At 65.6% G+C, this 17,215-nt stretch carries 15 protein-coding genes and 1 tRNA gene; 7 read left to right on the forward strand and 9 right to left on the reverse strand.

The window, feature by feature from the left end; all coding sequences use genetic code 11:
* Positions 1–13: 13 nt before the first annotated feature.
* The 4 genes from QNJ30_16890 to QNJ30_16905 form a co-directional block, all read right to left on the reverse strand.
* Positions 14–1,105 (reverse strand): dihydrolipoamide acetyltransferase family protein, encoded by a 1,092-nt coding sequence (locus tag QNJ30_16890; GenBank protein MDJ0945148.1) that lies wholly within the window; start codon positions 1,103–1,105, stop codon positions 14–16.
* Entirely contained in the window at positions 1,102–2,082 is a 981-nt protein-coding gene (locus QNJ30_16895; protein MDJ0945149.1) for an alpha-ketoacid dehydrogenase subunit beta, read from the reverse strand. Before QNJ30_16895 ends, QNJ30_16890 begins: the two co-directional genes overlap by 4 nt.
* Complete coding sequence (gene pdhA, locus QNJ30_16900) at positions 2,075–3,166, reverse strand: pyruvate dehydrogenase (acetyl-transferring) E1 component subunit alpha (GenBank protein ID MDJ0945150.1); 1,092 nt, start codon at positions 3,164–3,166, stop codon at positions 2,075–2,077. Before pdhA ends, QNJ30_16895 begins: the two co-directional genes overlap by 8 nt.
* A gap of 208 nt (positions 3,167–3,374) precedes the next feature.
* On the reverse strand, positions 3,375–5,129 hold the full coding sequence (locus tag QNJ30_16905) for an AMP-binding protein (GenBank protein MDJ0945151.1): 1,755 nt from the start codon (positions 5,127–5,129) through the stop codon (positions 3,375–3,377).
* 184 nt (positions 5,130–5,313) lie between these two features.
* On the opposite strand from QNJ30_16905, the gene QNJ30_16910 reads away from it, so the two are divergent.
* The gene (locus QNJ30_16910; protein MDJ0945152.1) at positions 5,314–6,441 is read left to right on the forward strand and encodes a CapA family protein; all 1,128 of its coding nucleotides are present in this window, start codon (positions 5,314–5,316) and stop codon (positions 6,439–6,441) included.
* A gap of 6 nt (positions 6,442–6,447) precedes the next feature.
* Here QNJ30_16910 and QNJ30_16915 read toward each other — a convergent pair whose 3' ends face one another.
* The 3 genes from QNJ30_16915 to QNJ30_16925 all read right to left on the reverse strand — a co-directional run bounded on the left by QNJ30_16915 (position 6,448) and on the right by QNJ30_16925 (position 11,701).
* The gene (locus QNJ30_16915) at positions 6,448–7,977 is read right to left on the reverse strand and encodes a GH3 auxin-responsive promoter family protein (protein MDJ0945153.1); all 1,530 of its coding nucleotides are present in this window, start codon (positions 7,975–7,977) and stop codon (positions 6,448–6,450) included.
* Between the two features lie 48 nt (positions 7,978–8,025).
* The gene (locus QNJ30_16920) at positions 8,026–10,296 is read right to left on the reverse strand and encodes a penicillin acylase family protein (GenBank protein MDJ0945154.1); all 2,271 of its coding nucleotides are present in this window, start codon (positions 10,294–10,296) and stop codon (positions 8,026–8,028) included.
* Between the two features lie 181 nt (positions 10,297–10,477).
* Positions 10,478–11,701, reverse strand: a complete 1,224-nt coding sequence (locus QNJ30_16925) for a methionine adenosyltransferase (protein ID MDJ0945155.1) — start codon at positions 11,699–11,701, stop codon at positions 10,478–10,480.
* Positions 11,702–11,884: 183 nt separating this feature from the next.
* Between QNJ30_16925 and QNJ30_16930 the strand changes: the two genes are divergently transcribed.
* From QNJ30_16930 to QNJ30_16945, 4 genes are all read left to right on the forward strand, one after another.
* Positions 11,885–12,079, forward strand: coding sequence for a hypothetical protein (locus QNJ30_16930; GenBank protein MDJ0945156.1), 195 nt, complete (start codon positions 11,885–11,887; stop codon positions 12,077–12,079).
* Between the two features lie 113 nt (positions 12,080–12,192).
* Positions 12,193–12,990: a bifunctional DNA primase/polymerase gene (locus QNJ30_16935; protein ID MDJ0945157.1), complete on the forward strand. Its 798-nt coding sequence runs from the start codon at positions 12,193–12,195 to the stop codon at positions 12,988–12,990.
* 18 nt (positions 12,991–13,008) lie between these two features.
* On the forward strand, positions 13,009–14,139 hold the full coding sequence (locus QNJ30_16940; GenBank protein MDJ0945158.1) for a Do family serine endopeptidase: 1,131 nt from the start codon (positions 13,009–13,011) through the stop codon (positions 14,137–14,139).
* Between the two features lie 175 nt (positions 14,140–14,314).
* Positions 14,315–14,818, forward strand: coding sequence for an Hsp20/alpha crystallin family protein (locus QNJ30_16945; GenBank protein ID MDJ0945159.1), 504 nt, complete (start codon positions 14,315–14,317; stop codon positions 14,816–14,818).
* A gap of 88 nt (positions 14,819–14,906) precedes the next feature.
* Here QNJ30_16945 and QNJ30_16950 read toward each other — a convergent pair whose 3' ends face one another.
* Complete coding sequence (locus QNJ30_16950; protein ID MDJ0945160.1) at positions 14,907–15,194, reverse strand: bacteriophage holin; 288 nt, start codon at positions 15,192–15,194, stop codon at positions 14,907–14,909.
* 70 nt (positions 15,195–15,264) lie between these two features.
* On the opposite strand from QNJ30_16950, the gene QNJ30_16955 reads away from it, so the two are divergent.
* Complete coding sequence (locus QNJ30_16955) at positions 15,265–15,660, forward strand: hypothetical protein (GenBank protein ID MDJ0945161.1); 396 nt, start codon at positions 15,265–15,267, stop codon at positions 15,658–15,660.
* Positions 15,661–15,764: 104 nt separating this feature from the next.
* Here the strand turns inward: QNJ30_16955 and QNJ30_16960 are convergent, their stop codons facing one another.
* Positions 15,765–16,325 carry an Hsp20/alpha crystallin family protein gene (locus tag QNJ30_16960; GenBank protein ID MDJ0945162.1) on the reverse strand — a complete coding sequence of 187 codons (561 nt, stop codon included), beginning with the start codon at positions 16,323–16,325 and terminating at the stop codon, positions 15,765–15,767.
* A 299-nt stretch (positions 16,326–16,624) separates the two neighbouring features.
* Between QNJ30_16960 and QNJ30_16965 the strand changes: the two genes are divergently transcribed.
* A tRNA-Ser gene (locus QNJ30_16965) sits at positions 16,625–16,717 on the forward strand.
* Positions 16,718–17,215: the final 498 nt, after the last annotated feature.

Consider the following 17,215-nt stretch of genomic DNA (forward strand, 5'->3'; position numbering starts at 1 on the left):
TTCCATCTCCATCCTACTCGCCTTTCTCCAGGTCCCTTTTCACGACTGCCAGGAAGCGTGCGGCCTCGCCGCCCATCACCGCCCGATGGTCGAAGGTCAGCGACAGGGGTAGGATCCGGCGCACCGCCGGCGCCCCTGCGACCGGCACGACGGCGTCATGGACCTGTCCGGCGCCGAGGATCGCGACCTGCGGCGGCAGGATCACCAGGGCGGCATGGCGGCCGCCGAACATACCGAAGTTGGACAGCGTGACGGTCTGGCCGCGCAGCTCCTCCAGCGGCACGCTGCGCGCGGCGACATCGCGCTTCATCGCCTCAAGGCCCAGGCGCAGGTCCTCGACGCTACGGCCACCGACGTCGCGCAGAACCGGAACGAAGAGCCCGTCCTCGGTGTCCATGGCGATGCCGAGATTGATCTTCGCATGCAGGCGCCGGCCCTGGTCGCGGCCGAAGTACCAGGCGTTGAGGGCCGGCTCCGCGGCGCAGCCGGCCGCAATCGCGCGGACCAGGCGCATGGTCGTGTCCGCGCCGTCCGGCCAGGCGCCGATGTCGGCTTCTTCGGTTACCGTCGCTGGTACCACCTCGGCGTGGGAGCGCTCCATGTTCCGCGCCATGGCCCGGCGCACACCGCGCAACGGCTCCAGGGGTGCGGCACCTTCCGCCTCCGCCGCGGCGCCTTCGACGTCCTTGGAGGTGACGGCCCCGCCGGGACCGCTGGGCGCCACCGTGGCCAAGTCGACACCCAGGCGCCGCGCCAAGGCTCGCACCGCCGGCGCCGCCTTGTAGCCTTCGGGCTCAGTCTCCGGTGCCGACGGGACGGCCGTCATCGCCTCGGGGATCTCGCCGACCACCGTTCCGGCCTCTGCGGCGGGTGCCTCTCCGAAGTCGACCAGAGCGCCACCGATTGGAACGATGTCGCCGACCACGTGGTGCAGCTTGGCGATGCGCCCGGACTGCGGTGACGGGATCTCGACCACCGCCTTTTCGGTCTCGACCGAGACCAGCGGCTGGTCGCCGACGACGTGATCGCCGACACCGACGTGCCAGGCGACGATCTCTGCCTCCTGCAGGCCTTCTCCGAGGTCGGGCAGCCGGAAGGTGCTCATGCGTACTCCAGCAGGCTCTTGACCGCAGCGGTGATCCGTTCAGACCCGGGCATATAGAGATGCTCCAGGCGCGGTAGGGGCATCACGGTATCGAAGCCGGCGACCCGGCGCAGCGGCGCCAAGAGATGCATCAGGCCTTGGTCGGCCAGGCGGGCGGCGATCTCGGCGCCGAAGCCGGAAGTCAGCGGCGCCTCCTGGACGACGACGCAGCGCCCGGTCTTTTCCACCGAGCCTAGGATCGTCGCCATGTCGAGCGGCTTCAAGGTCGCGACGTCGATAACCTCGGCCGTGATTCCCTCGGAGGCCAGGGTCTCGGCGGCGGCGAGGGTCTCGACGACCATCGCGCCCCAGGTCACCAAGGTCACGTCCTTCCCCTCGCGCAAGTGGAAGCAACTTCCGAGCGGGGCGGCCGCGCCGTCGTCGTCGAGGTCCTCCTTGGGCGCCCGGTAGATCCGCTTGGGCTCAAGGAAGACGACCGGATCGGGATCGCGGACCGCCGCCAGTAGCAGGCCGTAGGCCCGGGCCGGCGAGGCAGGGATCACGACCTTGAGTCCAGGGATGTGGGTGAAGAGCGCCTCGAAGCTCTCCGAATGGTGCTCCGGCGCATGGATGCCCCCGCCGTAGGGCGCGCGCACGACGATGGGACTGCTCAAGCGCCCGCGGGTCCTGGTCCGGAGCCGCCCGGCGTGGCTCAGCAGCTGATCGATCGCCGGGTAGATGAAGCCCATGAACTGATACTCGACCACCGGCCGAAAGCCCTGGGCGCCGAGCCCCACCGCCAGGCCGGCGAAGAGGGACTCCGACAGGGGGGTGTCGAGCACGCGGCCCTCGCCGAAGCGCGCGAGCAGGCCGTCGGTCGCCCGGAAGACGCCACCGTCGACGCCGACGTCCTCGCCGAGGACCACTACGCTCTCGTCCTCGGCCATGGCCCGCGCCAGCGCCAGGCGAACGGCCTCCACCATTGCGATCTCAGCCATGTTCGGCCTCCGCGACCAGGAAGGCGCGCTGCACGGCAAGGTCTTCCGGCAGCTCGGCATAGAGGTGATCGAAGAGGCTCTCTGGCGGTTGTGGCGGCGTCGCCAGGTAGGCCTCGGTCGCAGATTCGACTTCCTCGCTGCAGGCCGTGATCAGGGCTTCTTCCTCGGCCTTGGTCCAATGGCCGGCCTCGGTCAGGTAGATCCGCAGTCGCGCGATCGGCTCTTCCTTCCAGCGGGCGCTGACCTCCTCGTCGCTGCGGTAGCGGCTGGCATCGTCGACCGTGGTGTGATCGCTCAGCCGGTAACTCAGGGCTTCGATCAGATGTGGTCCGCCGCCCTTTCGCGCATTGTCCAGCGCCGCACCGACCCGGGCCCGAACCGCGACGACGTCGTTGCCGTCGACTTGCTCGCCAGCGAAGCCGGCGGCGACGGCTTTCTGCGCGAGAGTCGCCGTGGCGCTCTGCTTGCTGCGCGGCACCGAGATGGCCCACTGGTTGTTGTTCACGACGAAGACCAAGGGCAGCGCCCAGACACCGGCCAGGTTCATGGCTTCGTAGACGTCGCCCCTGGAGGTCGCCCCGTCGCCGAAGACACAGACCGCGACCCGGGCTTCGCCCCGCAGCTTGAAGGCGAGCGCAACGCCCGCGGCGTGAGGTGCGTGGGTCCCGACCGGGATGCAGACTGGGAAGTCCTCGCGCGGACCGGCGAAATCGCTGCCCCGCTCGTCCCCGCCCCAGTAGAGCAGGAGCTCGGTGAGGGTGACACCGCGCAGCATCTGCGCCGCATGCTCCCGGAACGACGGCAGCAGAACGTCCTCCGGGGCCATGGCCGCCGCGACGCCGACCCCGACGGCCTCCTGGCCGAGGCAAGAGGCATAGGTGCCGAGGCGACCGGTGCGCTGCAGCGAAACCGCCTTCTGGTCGAAGGTCCGGGCCCGCACCATGGCGCGGTAGAGCGCCTTCAGGGCCTCTGGATCCTGCGCGAAATCTGGCAATTGGCCCTGGGCCTTGCCTTCGGGGTCGATCAACCGGGTGTAGGAAATCTTCAGCCCGGCAAGCGGTTCTTCGTCTTCTGCGGTGTCCAAGTCCTCACCCCGTTCGAAGGTTCAGCCGACTCCTCGACCCGGCGATTATATGCCGATGTTTGGATCGGTCCTCCACCGAACCTTGCTACAGAATGTCATGCCCGGACTTGATCCGGGTATCCATCGAGTCGCCGGCACCATGGATGGCCGGGTCAAGCACGGCCATGACAGCGAGAGGAGGATCGGCGTCAGCCGATACCCCGGGCACTCACCTCTTTTCCAGGCCCAGTTCCTCCGCCATCTGCTGGCGCATCACGAACTTCTGTATCTTGCCGGTGACCGTCATGGGGAAGCCCTCGACGAACTCGATGTACCGCGGGATCTTGAAGTGGGCGATCTTGCCCTGGCAGAAGTCGCGGATCTCCTCCTCGGTCGCGCTCTCCCCCTGGTGAAGCTTGATGCAGGCGCAGAGCTCCTCGCCGTACTTCGGATCGGGAACGCCGATGATCTGGACGTCCTCGATCTTGGAATGGGTGTAGAGGAACTCCTCGATCTCGCGCGGGAAAATGTTCTCGCCGCCGCGGATCACCATGTCCTTGATCCGGCCGACGATCTGGCAGTAGCCCTCCTCGTCGATGGTCGCGATGTCTCCGCTCGCGATCCAATGCGCCTCGTCGATCGCCTTCTTGGTCCGCTTGGGATCGTTCCAGTAGCCCAGCATGACGCAGTAGCCCCGGGTCAGCAGCTCGCCCGGCGCGCCGCGGGGCAGGATGCGCCCTTCGGTGTCGACGATCTTGACCTCGGTGTGCGGCAGGACCCGACCGACCGTGGTGACGCGGCGTTCCAGGGGATCGTCGACCGAGGTCTCGAAACTGACCGGTCCGGTCTCGGTCATGCCGTAGGCGATGGTGATCTGCCCCAGGTGCATCTCGGTCATGACCCGCTTCATCAGCTCGATCGGGCAAGGGGCGCCGGCCATGATCCCGGTCCGCAGGCTGCTCATGTCGAAGTCCTTGAAGTCCGGGTGGTCGAGCTCGGCGATGAACATGGTCGGCACGCCGTGCAGGGCGGTGCAGCGCTCCTTCTCCACAGCCTCGAGCGTGGCGCGGGCGTCGAAGCCCTCCGAGGGGTAGATCATGGCCGCGCCGTGGGTGATGCAGACCAGGCTGCCGAGCACCATGCCGAAGCAGTGGTACATCGGCACCGGGATGCAGAGCCGGTCGGCCTCGGTCAGGCGCATGTCCTCGGCCACGAAGAAGGCATTGTTCAGAATACTGTGGTGGCTGAGGGTCGAGGCCTTGGGCGCCCCGGTGGTGCCGCTGGTGAACTGGATGTTGATGGGATCGTCGAACTGCAGCTCGCCGGCCAGCTCCACGAGCCGGGATCGCTCTGCCTCGCCGCCCTGCTCGGCGATCTCGCCGAAGTTGAGCATGCCCGGCGATTTCCCTTCGCCGAGGCGGATCAGGATCCGGAGCGACGGGATGGCCGCGCTCTGCAGCCGGCCAGGCTCGCTCTCCTTCAACTCGGGCAGTAGCTCGCCCAGCATGTCGATGTAGTTGCTGGCCTTGAAGGTTGGCGCGGTGATCAGCGCGGCACAGCCGACGGTGTTGAGTGCATATTCCAGCTCCGGCAGGCGATAGGCCGGGTTGATGTTGACCAGGACCAGGCCCGCCTTGGCGGTCGCGAACTGTGTGATCAGCCACTCGGCGTTGTTCGGCGACCAGATGCCGATACGCTCGCCCGGCTTCAATCCCAAGGCGATCAGACCCGCGGCCAGGGCGTCGACGCGCTCCTTCAGCTCGCCAATGGACCAGCGAATGTCCTGGTGACAGACGACCAGGGCCTCGCGATCGGCCCAGCGCATTGCCGCCTCGTCGAAGAAGACACCGATGGTCTTTCCGATCAGGGGGACCGGGCTCACGCCGTGGACATAGCTCGGCTGGCCGACCTTAGGCACAGCAGGCGCGCCGCCCCTTCGGTGGTTGTCGCTCATGCTGTCGGAAAGCTTTGCGGTCACAGCCATGCGGGGACATTCTGCTCGTTTGCCGAACCTCAATAGGCCTGCCCCGGGGCGCGAGCAACCACGGTCCAGTGTTCGAGAGTCATAGCCCTCCAGGCCCGGTCGTCACTTGATCTGCGTCAACCGGTTTTCGAGGCACAGCGGACAGGATCCTAGTCGAGAGGACTGCGTTGCCATGGCGAGAGCGATGACAGCCGGATCGTCGGGAGGCAGGGCGTCGATCACCCTGTTTCTTTGCGGCGACGTCATGACCGGCCGCGGCATCGATCAGGTGCTGCCGAACCCGGGCGACCCCCGGATTTGCGAGCCCTACGTGACCTCGGCCAGGGACTACGTCGCCCTGGCGGAGGAACGCCACGGCCCCCTCCCGCTGCCGCTCGGCTTCGCCGAGATCTGGGGCGAGGCGCTCCCCGAGCTGACTCTTGCGATGCCGGACCTGCGGATCGTCAACCTGGAGACCGCCGTCACCCGCAGCGAGGACTGCGGCGACAAGGGAATCAGCTACCGCATGAGCCCCGAAAACCTCCCTTGCCTGACCGCGGCGGGAATCGACTGCTGCGTGCTGGCCAACAACCACGTTCTCGACTGGGGCCGGGCGGGACTGATCGAGACCCTGGAGAGCCTCGACCAGGCCGGGATCAAGCGCGCCGGCGCCGGACGCGACGACCTCGAGGCCGGGGCGCCGGCGATCCTGCCGGTCCCGGAAAAGGGGCGGGTGCTGGTCTTTGCCTTCGGTCACGGCAGCAGCGGCGTCGCTCCGGATTGGGCCGCCACCAAGGCGCGGCCGGGGGTCAACCTATTGCCGGACCTGTCCGACGCCAGCATCGAGGCCGTTTCCCTATCCGTGAAGGCAAACAAAGGGCCGGGCGATCTCGTCGTGGTCTCGCTCCACTGGGGGCCGAACTGGGGCTACGGGATCCCGGCCGCGCAGCGCGCCTTCGCAAAGGGCTTGATCGAAGGCGGCGTCGATGTCGTCCATGGCCATTCCGCGCATCACGTGAAGGGCATCGAGGTCTATCGGCAGCGGCCGATCTTCTACGGCTGCGGCGACTTCTTCGACGACTACGAGGGGATCACCGGCTACGAAGACTATCGCGATGATCTGGTGCTGATGTACTTCGTCACCTTGGCGGCAGAGAGCGGTGCGCTCCTTGCCTGCCGGATGACGCCGCTCCAGATCCGGCGGTTCCGGCTCAACCGGGTGTCCGAGCGGGATGCCCGCTGGATGTGCGACCTGCTTTCTCGGGAGGGCGCGCCGCTCGGCACCGGCGCCGAGCTGGGCGAGGACGGCCGTCTGAGCCTCACCTGGCGCTGAACGGCTCTAGCCAGCGCCCACGAAGTCTCGCAAACCCCGAAACAGCTCGGGATCATTCACGACCCGCGGGACCTTGTGCTGCCCGCCCAGCTGGCCACGGCTCTTCATCCAGGCGGCGAAGCCGCCGGGCCGCACGGCGTGGAGGCGCGGCGGCTTCATGCCATAATCGCCGGCCCGATGGGCCTGATAGTCCTCGTTGGTCTTCGACAGGGACTCGTCCAGGAGGCGCACGAAGCTGTCGAGCGCCTCTTGCCCCGGGACGGACCCGGTGAACTCGACGATGTAGAGGTGCTGTCCCCGCCCACCGGCGCGGTCCGGAACCAGTGCGCCGACGGCGTAGTCGACAACCGTGGTCCCGATGGCCTCGGCCGCAGCGGCGACGGCGGTCTCGATCTCCTCGTCGATCAGGTGCTCGCCGAAGGCGGAGAGCGAATAGCTGGTGCGGCCAGTGATCAGGATGCGCGGTGGCCTGCGCTCGATGAAGCGGACCGTGTCGCCGATGACGTAGGACCAGAGCCCTGCGCAGGAGGTCACGACGACGGCGTAGTTGACCCCTGGCTCGACATCCTCGAGCCAATGCCGGGTCGGCTGGTCGGCGTCCAGCTCTTCAAGGGGCACGAACTCGAAGAACAGCCCGTTGTCGGTGACCAGCCGCAGGCCCTCGCCATCGCCGCGGTCGGCGACGGCGATAAAGCCCTCGCTCGCGGCGTAGACTTCGCGGGTCTCGGCCCGGCTGCCCTCGAGCAGCTCGCCGAAGATCCTCCGGTAGGGCGCGAAGCTGACCGCACCGTGGATCACCAGCTCCAGGTTCGGGTAGTAGCTGCAGAGCCGCCGCTCGCGTTCCGGCCTCAACTCGGCCAGCTTCTCGAAGAAAAGCAGCAGCCAACTGGGCGTACCGCTGATGCTGCGGATGTCCTTCTCCAGCGAGGCCGCTGCAAGCCGCTCGATCTTGACCTCCCAGTCCGTGATTGTCTCCAGCTCGCGCGGCGGAAAGTAACGCAGCCGGGCCCACCAGGGCGTCGTCTTGGCGGCGATTCCACTGAGGTCGCCGGCCACGATGCCGGGGGCCAGCTCACGCAGGTCGGTGCTGCCGCCCAGCATGAAGTTGAGGCCCGCAAGCATCCGGCTGTCGGGGCGGCTGGCCAGATGGTGCACCAGTATATCCGCGGCCGCCTTGACGTTGGCGGCATTCATCTCGTGCGTGCAGGGAATGTACTTGGTCACGCCCGTCGTCGTGCCCGAGGTTAGGGCGAAGAAGGGCACGCGGCCCGGCCAGGTGCAGTCGACCAGCCTGGGGAACTCGGGTTCCCAGTAATCGCGCCAGAAGTCCTCGTAGCGGCGCAGGGGCACATTGTTCTGGAAGTCCGCGACCGACCGGATCGAGCCGAAGGCATGGTCGCGGCCAAAGCGGGTGTGCTCGGCGAAGCCGACCAAAATCAGCAACTCGCGTTCCTGTCGCAACAGCGGGTCTTCCAGGCGCAGCTGCAGGCCTCGCTGGAACGCGTAGAGCTTGAGGAACGGCGTGAGATCCAGCATGACGAAAGAGTGGTCCTGATTACGAGGCGATGCCCCTGGCTGTCGCCTTCAGGGCAGAAGCGTGGTCCGACGCAACGCGCGCGCGCGGGCCCGCTCCAGACGAAGGGGCAGCTGGATATAGTCGCCGGAGCGCCACAGGGGCACCTGGTCCATGAAGGTCGAGCTGTTGAACCAGCCATCCTGACCGCCGAGCAAGGCGAAGAAGTTGAGGTCCAGGTCCGAGAGATCGGAGATGTGCCGCGCGTTGGCGCCATAGCGCGTCGCATGGCGCTCGCTGGTGCTTGCATGGGCGGTCTTCATCAGGGTGTCGGAGCTGCCCGCGGCGGGATAGTCGCCGAAGCGGTAGCGACCGCCGACCAACGGCAGGTTGGACAGCGGATGCGATAGCTGAAGGCGGTGCATCTCGCCCCAGTCAGTGAAGTCTCCGATCGCGCCCGTCGCGGCCGCCAAGGCGTCCCGGAGGGACCGGCGGAGGGACTGCGGCTCGGCGGTTTCGACGTCTTCCAGCAGGATCGACTTGATCCGTCCGACGTTGGCGAAGGCGGCCCAGTCCTGCTCGCCGAAGCCGATCCGATAGAACGCCTTGGTGAAGCCGTCGCGGAAGAGCTCGAAGGCCAGGGCGCCGCGCGAAGACTCGGCGTAGTTGCCGTCCCAGTCCCGCATCAAGTCGATGATGTCTCTCTCCTCGGGCGTGGCCGAGGCGGTCACACCGAGCGCATCGAGCTTGCGCAGGAGGACCGAACGAAGGGCCATGGACGAGGCCATGTAGACATCCTGCTGCAGATGCCGGATGTCGTCGACACCGATCTGCGTCGCGCTGCCGAGCAACTCACCCATGCGAAGGACGCGGTCGTCGGGCGAGAAGAAGTAGCCGACCTGAGTTTCGGTCTCCGCCGGCCGGTTGTTCGCCGAGGCCAGAAAGCCGTCGGGCGGATTGAGCACGAAGGGCAGCTCCTCCGCACCCTGCATGTCCTTCCAGGCGGTCTCGCGGTCCCGCGCATCCAGGATGACGTCCTCTGGCGGCGCGCCGTTGCGGCGCGGCAGGCGGACCGCCATGACCTGGCCGATGTTGCCCTCGCGGTCGGCGAAGAGCATGTTTTGGCCGGGCACTGCGAAGCTGCGGAAGGCCCTACGGAAGCCTTCGAAGCTTCGGGCCCGGCTGACCGCGAGGAAAGCGGTGATCTCGTCGCTGGGCAGATGTCCGGTCCATCTGAGCGCGAAGGCCGGCAGGTCAAGATCCCGTAGCTGCGGTGCGTCCGACAGGACCGGTCCCCACTCGCTGTCGCGGAGCGTCACGGTCTCGTCGAACCACCAGCGCACGGATATCGTCTCCTCGCGCTGGACCAGCTCGCCGGCGCTTCCGCGGGATAGCTCGTAGAGCTCGCTGGAGGCGGCGCGCATGTTGGTGCCACCCCAGGCAATCCAGGGATTGCGGCCGATCGCGAAGACCGGCAAGCCCGGCGCCATCAGGCCCAGCGCGTGGTAGGACGGCGACTTAAGACCAACGATCAGCCAGGTGTTGGGCAGAAGGATGCCGAGGTGCGGATCGTTGGCGAGGATTGCGCCGCCGCTGCGGCTGCGTCCGCCTGAAACGGCGAGGCTGTTGCTGCCTGAGCGGCTGACGTCTGAGAGCAGCCGCTCAAGGGAGGGTCCCTCGGCCCGCGCCGAGAAACTTGGCACCGAATCACTGCCGTTTTCGACCAGGCGGTCCCAGATCTGCGGCCAATCGTCCCTGGGCCTGAGCTGGAGCAGGTTGAACCACACCAGCCAGTTGACGTCGCTGCCGGCCAGGCGGCCAAGGGTGAGCAGGTCGGCGATGCGCCAGGGCTCCCGCTTGAGGCCCAGGACCGAGAACTCGACCGGCAAGACCGCCACCTGCTGCTGGTAGTGGTTGATACCGACTACGTAGTTTTCGAGCCAAGCACGGGTCGCTTGCGGCAGGCTGGCCTCGATCTCGGCCGCGGCGCGGCCGAAGTCGAGAACGCGCAGGCCGTGATCGACATCGACGGCGATCGGCCCGGCCATCTCGGCCAGGCGCCCCTGGGAGATGCGCCGTAGGACCTCCATCTGGCCCAGGCGCAGATGAGCATGGACCAGGCCGAGCGCCAGGGCGGCGTCTTCGTCGTGCTCGGCTTCGATGAAGGGGATCTGGTGCTGATCCCAGTGGATGACGGTCCGGCCCCTCAGAGGCAGGCCCTGTGCCGGAATCATCGCAATGCGATCATCGAGCGTCGTCTTGTCCGGCAGGGGTGCGAGGAGCGCGCAGCCCCCCAAGAACAGCGCAAGGCCCGAGACCAACGCGATCGAGATACGCTTCATGCCTGCCCGCCTCCCAGCAGATCCCGAGTAGCTCCGCCTGCCCTTGGAAATCAGGTGGGATCTCGAGCAGAGTTTCTCCAGGCCGTCCACGGAGTCCAGCCTGCCGGACCAGTGAGAGAAGAAGCCCGGAGCGGTTGACGGAACGCTTCAGGCCGCGCGCAGAATCTTGAGGCGCACCCCCTTAGGCCCTTCGAAGCGGCCATCGGTCCAGCGCGACTTCCCCCGACCGGAGTTGGTCTGCCAGATTTCCAATGCCTTCCAACTCCTCGCGCAGGATTTCCTCGATCCTTAGACGTGCATTGCCACCGAGTTGTCCGTCCGCTGTGCAGACCGCGATGTCGACGAAGGCCGGGTCCTTGATCGGCCGTCCGATGCGGCTGACAAGCCGGCAGCGCGCGGACCCGATCTCCGCGATCTCCTCGACGACCCGCTCCGCGGTCAAGCCTGCGACGATATTGTAGAGCTTGCCGACGTGGGTGATGGGGTTCTTGCCGGCAACCGACTCCATGGTCATCGGCCGGTAGGGCGTGATCAAGCCGTTTGCCCGGTTGCCCCGGCCCGCCGAGCCGTCGTCGCCGGCCTCGGCCGAGGTGCCCGTGACGGTCAGGTAGACGCTGCCCGCCTCGGGTTCGTCGGCCGAATTGACCGCCACCGACAGGGGTGCATCTTTCCATTGCCGGGCTACGGATCTGGCCTGTTCTGCCACGTCGAGCTTCGCCGCTTGATAATCCTCTAGCCGCGCGACAAAGCCATCGACGAAGGCGCAAGCCACCGTGAGATCGATCCGCTCGCCCTGGCGCACTGCCATGACCTTGATGTCTTGACCGCGCTCCGGGTGTTCAAGCCTGGCAGCCGGCGCATTCAGGCGGCCTTCGACGTCGAGGACGATCTGCTCCAGCCGGGTCAGCGGCGCGAAGCCGAGGCCGCAGGAGGTATCATTGGCAAGCCATTCTCCGGTCTTGCTCTGGCGCAGGTAGAGCTCGACGAGATCCTTCGACCCGGGCCGGATCAGCGTGTGGACCTTCACGTCCCTCTCGGGAGCGATGGCATGCATGTGGCGGCGGAACCAGTCCTGTGTAGTCTCGACCGCAATGTCTTCCAGCGGAACGGTGAGGCCGCTCACGTCGAGACTGGCGCGGCCGCCGAAGAAGATCTCGATCGGCTTGGTCACGCGCCCGCCGCCAAAACGCGGTTCGGATTCTCCGGCGCAAAGAAGCACCTTGTCGACGTTGTGGTGCAGGACCGTACCGAAGCGATCCAGATAGAAGCGACAGAGGGCCGTGCTCAGCGCCTCCGCCAAGGCATCGCAGATGCTGTCCGGGTGCCCGAGGCCCTTGCGCTCGACGATCTCCGCATCGAGACGCTCGACATCCGGCATCTCCAGATCGCCGATTCTCAGATCCATGTCCCCGTCATCCAGAAGATTGCGCGCCGATTGTCCGCTGTCGCGTGCCTTCGACGGCTATGACGATGAGGCGGGATCTTAGGTGTCGTCTTGATCTGGATCAGACCCGCGAGGCTGATTCCCGTTAGATTTACTTCCTACATGCGACGCGGGTCGCAAATCCCTCCGGCAAAGGTGTGTGCGATGACGGTTGTGCGTGAGGGCCAGCGCTACTGGAAGCACGGTGACCACAGTCATGTCTGGATCGTCGATGCGATCGTGCGGGACGACGGGCAAAGGTCGCCTTTCGCAATCCTGGTAAGCGAGGACGGACTGGAAGTCGAGGACGTCGAGGTTTCCCATCTGGTAGACCGCAATCAGTACACGCCGGCGGCCTAGAGCCGCAGCGGCGCGGCTTGAGGTTGCCTCTCATCGAGATGGTGCCGGCCAGACAGATGGGGTGAAGTGCGGTCCTGGACCGCGAAGCCCGAATCGACGGTGAACACGGCTGAATGGACAGGCTCCTTGCGGAAGAAGCGGCGCGCCACTATCTGGCACGCGGCTGGTCGATAATTCCTGTTCGCGCGGGCGGGAAGCGCCCCCTTGTCAACTGGGAGCCGTTCCAGCACCGGCATCCCGAAAAGGGGGAAGCCCACGGTTGGTTTCGGCGCTGGCCGAACGCCAACCTCGCGATCGTCACCGGGAAGGTCTCAGGGCTCGTCGTGCTCGATGTCGACCCACGGCACGGCGGCGACGACAGCCTCCAAAGCCTGGAGCGCCGCTTCGCTGCGCTTCCGGAAACCGTCGAGGGGATCAGCGGCGGTGGCGGACGCCACATCTACTTCGCTCATCCCGGCGGTGTCTTGCGGAACCGCGTCGGCCTGGCCCCGGGCATCGACCTGCGGGGAGATGGCGGCATGATCATCGCGCCGCCGTCGCTGCACCCGAATGGTCGGCGTTACGAATGGGAGGTCTCGCATCACCCGGATGACCTGCCGGTTGCCCCAATGCCGCCTTGGCTCCTTGCCCTGGCGCGGGGAGAAACGGCCTACCTCGGGCATTCCCTCTCTCATTGGCAGGACCTCGTGCGCCAAGGCGTCGCCGAAGGGGCGCGCAACAACACGATCGCGTCCCTGACCGGCCACTTGCTCTGGCATGGTGTCGACCCGGAGGTCGCGGTCGAACTCCTTCTGTGTTGGAATCGTGTACGCTGTCGGCCACCGCTCTCCGACGACGAGGTGGCTCGAACCGTCGAGAGCATTACCAAGACGCATCGACGCCACCATCCCGGCCCCGATTTCGACCGATGAGGGTCTAGGATGCCAGCGATGCCGACCGTGAAACGCTCTGGACAAGCCTTCGGCGCTGCTCTGCTGCTCCTTGCGTGTACAGCAGCGGCGTCGCAGCTTTGCGCCCAGGCTCCCATCCCCTCTACAGGGAACGACGTCCCGACCCTGGCACCCCTGATGAAGCGAGTAACCCCCGGCGTCGTGAATATCGCGACCAGCGGCAAGGTCCGCGTCGAGGACAGCCCGCTGTTCAACGATCCGAACTTTCGAAGATTCCTGGAGGATCCGCGGTTCCGCAGGTTCTTTTCCCTGCCCGATCCACGGGCGGAGCGTGAAACCCACAGCATCGGGTCGGGCGTGATCGTCGATGCGCGGGGCGGCCATGTGCTGACCAACCATCACGTGATCGAGGACGCCGATGAAATCCTCGTCACGCTCAAGGACGGGCGCGCCCTGAAAGCCGAGCTCCTCGGCTCCGATCCGCAAACTGACGTCGCGGTCCTAAAGATCGACGCCTCTGGTCTGACGGCCTTGCCTTTGGGCGATTCGGATCGACTGGAGGTCGGGGACTACGTGGTCGCCATCGGTAACCCCTTCGGCCTCGGCCAGACGGTCACCTTGGGAATCGTTAGCGCGCTGGGGCGCAGCGGCCTCCGCCTCGAGGCCTACGAGGACTTCATTCAGACGGACGCACCGATCAACCCGGGGAACTCCGGCGGTGCCTTGGTCGATCTTCGCGGCCAGCTCATAGGCATCAACACGGCCATCGTCGCGCCGACCGGCGGCAATGTCGGTATCGGCTTCGCGATCCCGATCAACATGGCGCGCCTGGCGATGGAGCAGATCATTGAGTTTGGCGAAGTCAGGCGTGGCCGCTTGGGAATCGTCATTCAAGACATCACCCCCGATCTGGCGAAGGGACTTCGTCTGGAGATCCTGGATGGCGCCTTGATCTCGCAGGTAGTGCCGGGCTCGCCTGCGGAGACGGCCGGCCTCGAGCCCGGCGACGTCATCCTCGGCGTCGACGGCGAAAAGGTGCGCACGGCAGCCGGTCTGCGAAACGAGATCGGACTGAAGCGCATCGGCGAAGAGGTCGAACTGGAGATCCTGCGCCGCGGCAAGAAACGCAGGGTGATCCTTACGATCGGGCCAAGCAAGGACCCGGGCTGACGGGTCTCGACGAAGCTCGAGTCTTGAGGTTCGGCGCCCGGCCGCACCAGGTCTATCCTTGACCGAAATCATTGCCCGTCGTTTGCGCCTCGGCGATGTCTCAAGGATGAGGACGGGGCCACCCGATGGCGACGCCCCGCCTTGCTGCAACCGCGAAACTCAAGGAGATGGTGCAGTGACCGAGAAGCCTTTGGTTCCACGGAGTCGGCCCGGACACCCGGCAGCTTCGCGTCCCGATGCGGATTCCCTGCACACCCTGTACCAGCAGATCAGTCATCTTCTCGACGTCATGTATGAGAAGATCGGCAAGCATCACCATCCCGTGTCCGGCCAGGTCTTCACGGGCTTCTCCCCGGAGACCGATGTCAGTGAATCGGATGAGGGATTCCACATCGTCATGGAGCTGCCTGGGCTCGAGGAGAAGGACATCGAGATCTCGATCACGGAGGATCTCTTGACAATCAGCGGCGAGAAGCGGACCGAAAAAGAAGTCTCCGAGGCGGACTACCATCTGAGAGAGCGGGCCTATGGCAGCTTCCAGCGCCGCTTCCGGCTGCCACCTGAGCTCGACACCGAAAGGGCCGAGGCACACTACCAGGACGGCGTCCTGACCATCGATATCTCCAGAGCGCCCGGTTCACGAAGCCAAGTAAGGAAGATTCCGGTTCGATCTCGGTAGACGGCGGAGATGACCAGGCTTCACGCGTACCCGGGTTCGCTCGTCGCCTGCCGCAACCCGAGCGACGACCCGACCCTGGTAGCGCACTTCATCGAAGCGGCAGCTGGCGCTGCAGCAGGAAGCGGTTGTAGAACCAGGCAATCATCAGGCCGGTGATCAGTCCGCTGACGAAGGCCCAGACGGCCCCCGCGATGCTGCCGACAAAGGTCGGCCCGAAGCCGATGAACAAGGTGGAAAGCGCGGCGGCCACCGGCAGGCCCCAGCCGAAGAAGGCCGCCATGACACCGAGCACGAAGACGAGAAGGGCCGAGGTCGTGCCGACGGCGAAGCCAAAGCTGACCACGCCCAGGGTCGCATGATGTTGATTTCGTGCCATTCCCCCCTCCAAGACGGATCCGTGGACGCCGAACGTTAGCAGCTATCTTGCCCGTGAGAAGCATCAATATGTGAAGCGCTTCAAGGGCATGAGCCATGTCCTGGCTGTTTCCCGCCTGTCACCGGCCGGACTGGTGTCCTCGGCCCCTATCGCATTGCGGCGGCGCAAGCATGTGGGTGTCGTTAACGATCCGTCAACGCCTGTGGTCTTTGGTTCTGATCGACACCCGCGAACGGCACCTCGTTCGGGGGAGATCAGCGAAGGGATCCCAATGCTCAGTTCGGACCACGACGAGTTCGTCAGCGATCAGACCCAGGCGATCTTCCACGCGCTTGCGGCCAGGGGCGCCGATCTTGCCGGCCTCTTGGCCCTGATTTCGAGCGCCTACGCCGATGGGGGCCATCACGTGCTGGACAGGCTTCACGAGAGAATGAGGGCCGAGTCCAAGGCGTCCGTGTCCATCTGACCGGTAATGCGAGATCCGGGAGCCTGCGCCCGCGCAGCTTCCCGATCGTCCGGTCCTTCCCTCGGAAGTGTCGCTGGCCATTCACGGCCTGCGGTCCAAGAGCACTACTTCTTCTTGGCGATCGAGATCTTCTTCGCCTTGGCCTTGGCTTCCGGGCGCTTCGGAAGGATCACCTCGAGCACGCCCTTGTCGAAGCTGGCCTGGATCTTGGCGTCGTCGACTGAGTCGGGAACCCGGAAGGAGCGCAGAAAGGATCCAAAGCGGCGTTCACGACAATAGTAGTTCTTCTTCTTTTCTTCGGACTCCGTCTTCTTTTCGCCCTTGATGGTCAAGACCCCGTCCGACAGGGACAGCTCGACATCCTTCTCGTCCAATCCGGGCAACTCGGCCGCGATCTCGATCGCGTCTTCGCTCTCCGAGACATCAAACCTGACGTCGGTGATGTTTCCCTGAAGCCCGGAAAGCGACGGGAAATCGCGGAAAAGATCCAGTCTCCAGGGGTCGCGCCTCAGGCCGGTCCCGTGTAGACCCTGCATGAAGTCGTCAAACATGTGGTCCATGCGATGCCGCAGGTCCATCAGGGGGGCAAAAACCGACTCAATACCGGATTCGCTGGGTGCCGGCTTGCTCGTTGCGGGTTTCTTGGCAACGGCTTTTCTGGCCATTGGATTCCTCCGTCATGTTCATTCGGCAAGACTGACCTTTGAGTTCCCCACCGGGGAAGCCGCAGCATAGGAGCGGTACCGTTGGCAACCATGATTTGGGTCAAGACGGTGTCAGTCCTCTGTGCAGGGACGACGAAAGTCCGCCCTGCGCCACAAGCCGCAGCGGCCATCGAATCCGCCCCGCGGCAACGATGGGTCTAAATGGGGTACCAATTGGCGGAGCAGAGGAGCCTTGACGGCGGCTGGCACCGCGGCTAAGCCACTGACCTCGCATACGTCGTGGACGAAGCCGCTCTTGCGGAGGGGTGGCCGAGTGGCTGAAGGCGGCGGTTTGCTAAACCGTTATACGGTGATAAGCCGTATCGTGGGTTCGAATCCCATCCCCTCCGCCACCAAGCCTGGGCATTTGCCGTCTCCTCAAAGGGCGGTGTCAGTGCAAAATGGCTCGAACCCGGAACGGACGGTCCGTAGCCTCCGTCGATGCGCAATCCTCTCCGCTATTTCAACAGCTCACCAGAGGTGGTCCGCCTCTCGGCTATGCTGTACATCCGCTGTCCCCTCTCCCTACGGCAAGTCGAGGATCTGCTGTTCGAGCGTGCGATCGATATCCGCCACGACGCGTAGCGCAGTGCTGCGCACCGTGCGGCTCTGGTGGAACCGCTTTGGTCCGATGTTCGCCGCGAAGCTCAGACGCAGACGGGCGGGGAGTTTGCACGCCATCCCCTAGTGGCGCTGGCACCTGGATGAAGTCTTCGTGAAGATCAATGGCGAGAATCTATCCGGTTCCGTCGATTCTGGAAAAGACGCGCGCTGCGCCCGAGCGAAAATGGGGGCTCGCTGTCCGTATCCCTAGGTGAAACTTTATGGCGAGATCCGCCCGCTACTCCGCG

This window comes from Kiloniellales bacterium (genome assembly GCA_030066685.1).
Taxonomy (GTDB): Bacteria; Pseudomonadota; Alphaproteobacteria; order Kiloniellales; family JAKSBE01; genus JAKSBE01.

What these genes read in the sequence shown, in the direction of transcription:
- QNJ30_16890 (MDJ0945148.1), bottom strand. Translation starts at nt 1,105, where the DNA reads ATGAGCACCTTCCGGCTGCCCGACCTCGGAGAAGGCCTGCAGGAGGCA.
- QNJ30_16895 (MDJ0945149.1), bottom strand. Translation starts at nt 2,082, where the DNA reads ATGGCTGAGATCGCAATGGTGGAGGCCGTTCGCCTGGCGCTGGCGCGG.
- QNJ30_16905 (MDJ0945151.1), bottom strand. Translation starts at nt 5,129, where the DNA reads ATGGCTGTGACCGCAAAGCTTTCCGACAGCATGAGCGACAACCACCGA.
- QNJ30_16910 (MDJ0945152.1), top strand. Translation starts at nt 5,314, where the DNA reads ATGACAGCCGGATCGTCGGGAGGCAGGGCGTCGATCACCCTGTTTCTT.
- QNJ30_16915 (MDJ0945153.1), bottom strand. Translation starts at nt 7,977, where the DNA reads ATGCTGGATCTCACGCCGTTCCTCAAGCTCTACGCGTTCCAGCGAGGC.
- QNJ30_16920 (MDJ0945154.1), bottom strand. Translation starts at nt 10,296, where the DNA reads ATGAAGCGTATCTCGATCGCGTTGGTCTCGGGCCTTGCGCTGTTCTTG.
- QNJ30_16925 (MDJ0945155.1), bottom strand. Translation starts at nt 11,701, where the DNA reads ATGGATCTGAGAATCGGCGATCTGGAGATGCCGGATGTCGAGCGTCTC.
- QNJ30_16930 (MDJ0945156.1), top strand. Translation starts at nt 11,885, where the DNA reads ATGACGGTTGTGCGTGAGGGCCAGCGCTACTGGAAGCACGGTGACCAC.
- QNJ30_16935 (MDJ0945157.1), top strand. Translation starts at nt 12,193, where the DNA reads ATGGACAGGCTCCTTGCGGAAGAAGCGGCGCGCCACTATCTGGCACGC.
- QNJ30_16940 (MDJ0945158.1), top strand. Translation starts at nt 13,009, where the DNA reads ATGCCGACCGTGAAACGCTCTGGACAAGCCTTCGGCGCTGCTCTGCTG.
- QNJ30_16950 (MDJ0945160.1), bottom strand. Translation starts at nt 15,194, where the DNA reads ATGGCACGAAATCAACATCATGCGACCCTGGGCGTGGTCAGCTTTGGC.
- QNJ30_16960 (MDJ0945162.1), bottom strand. Translation starts at nt 16,325, where the DNA reads ATGGCCAGAAAAGCCGTTGCCAAGAAACCCGCAACGAGCAAGCCGGCA.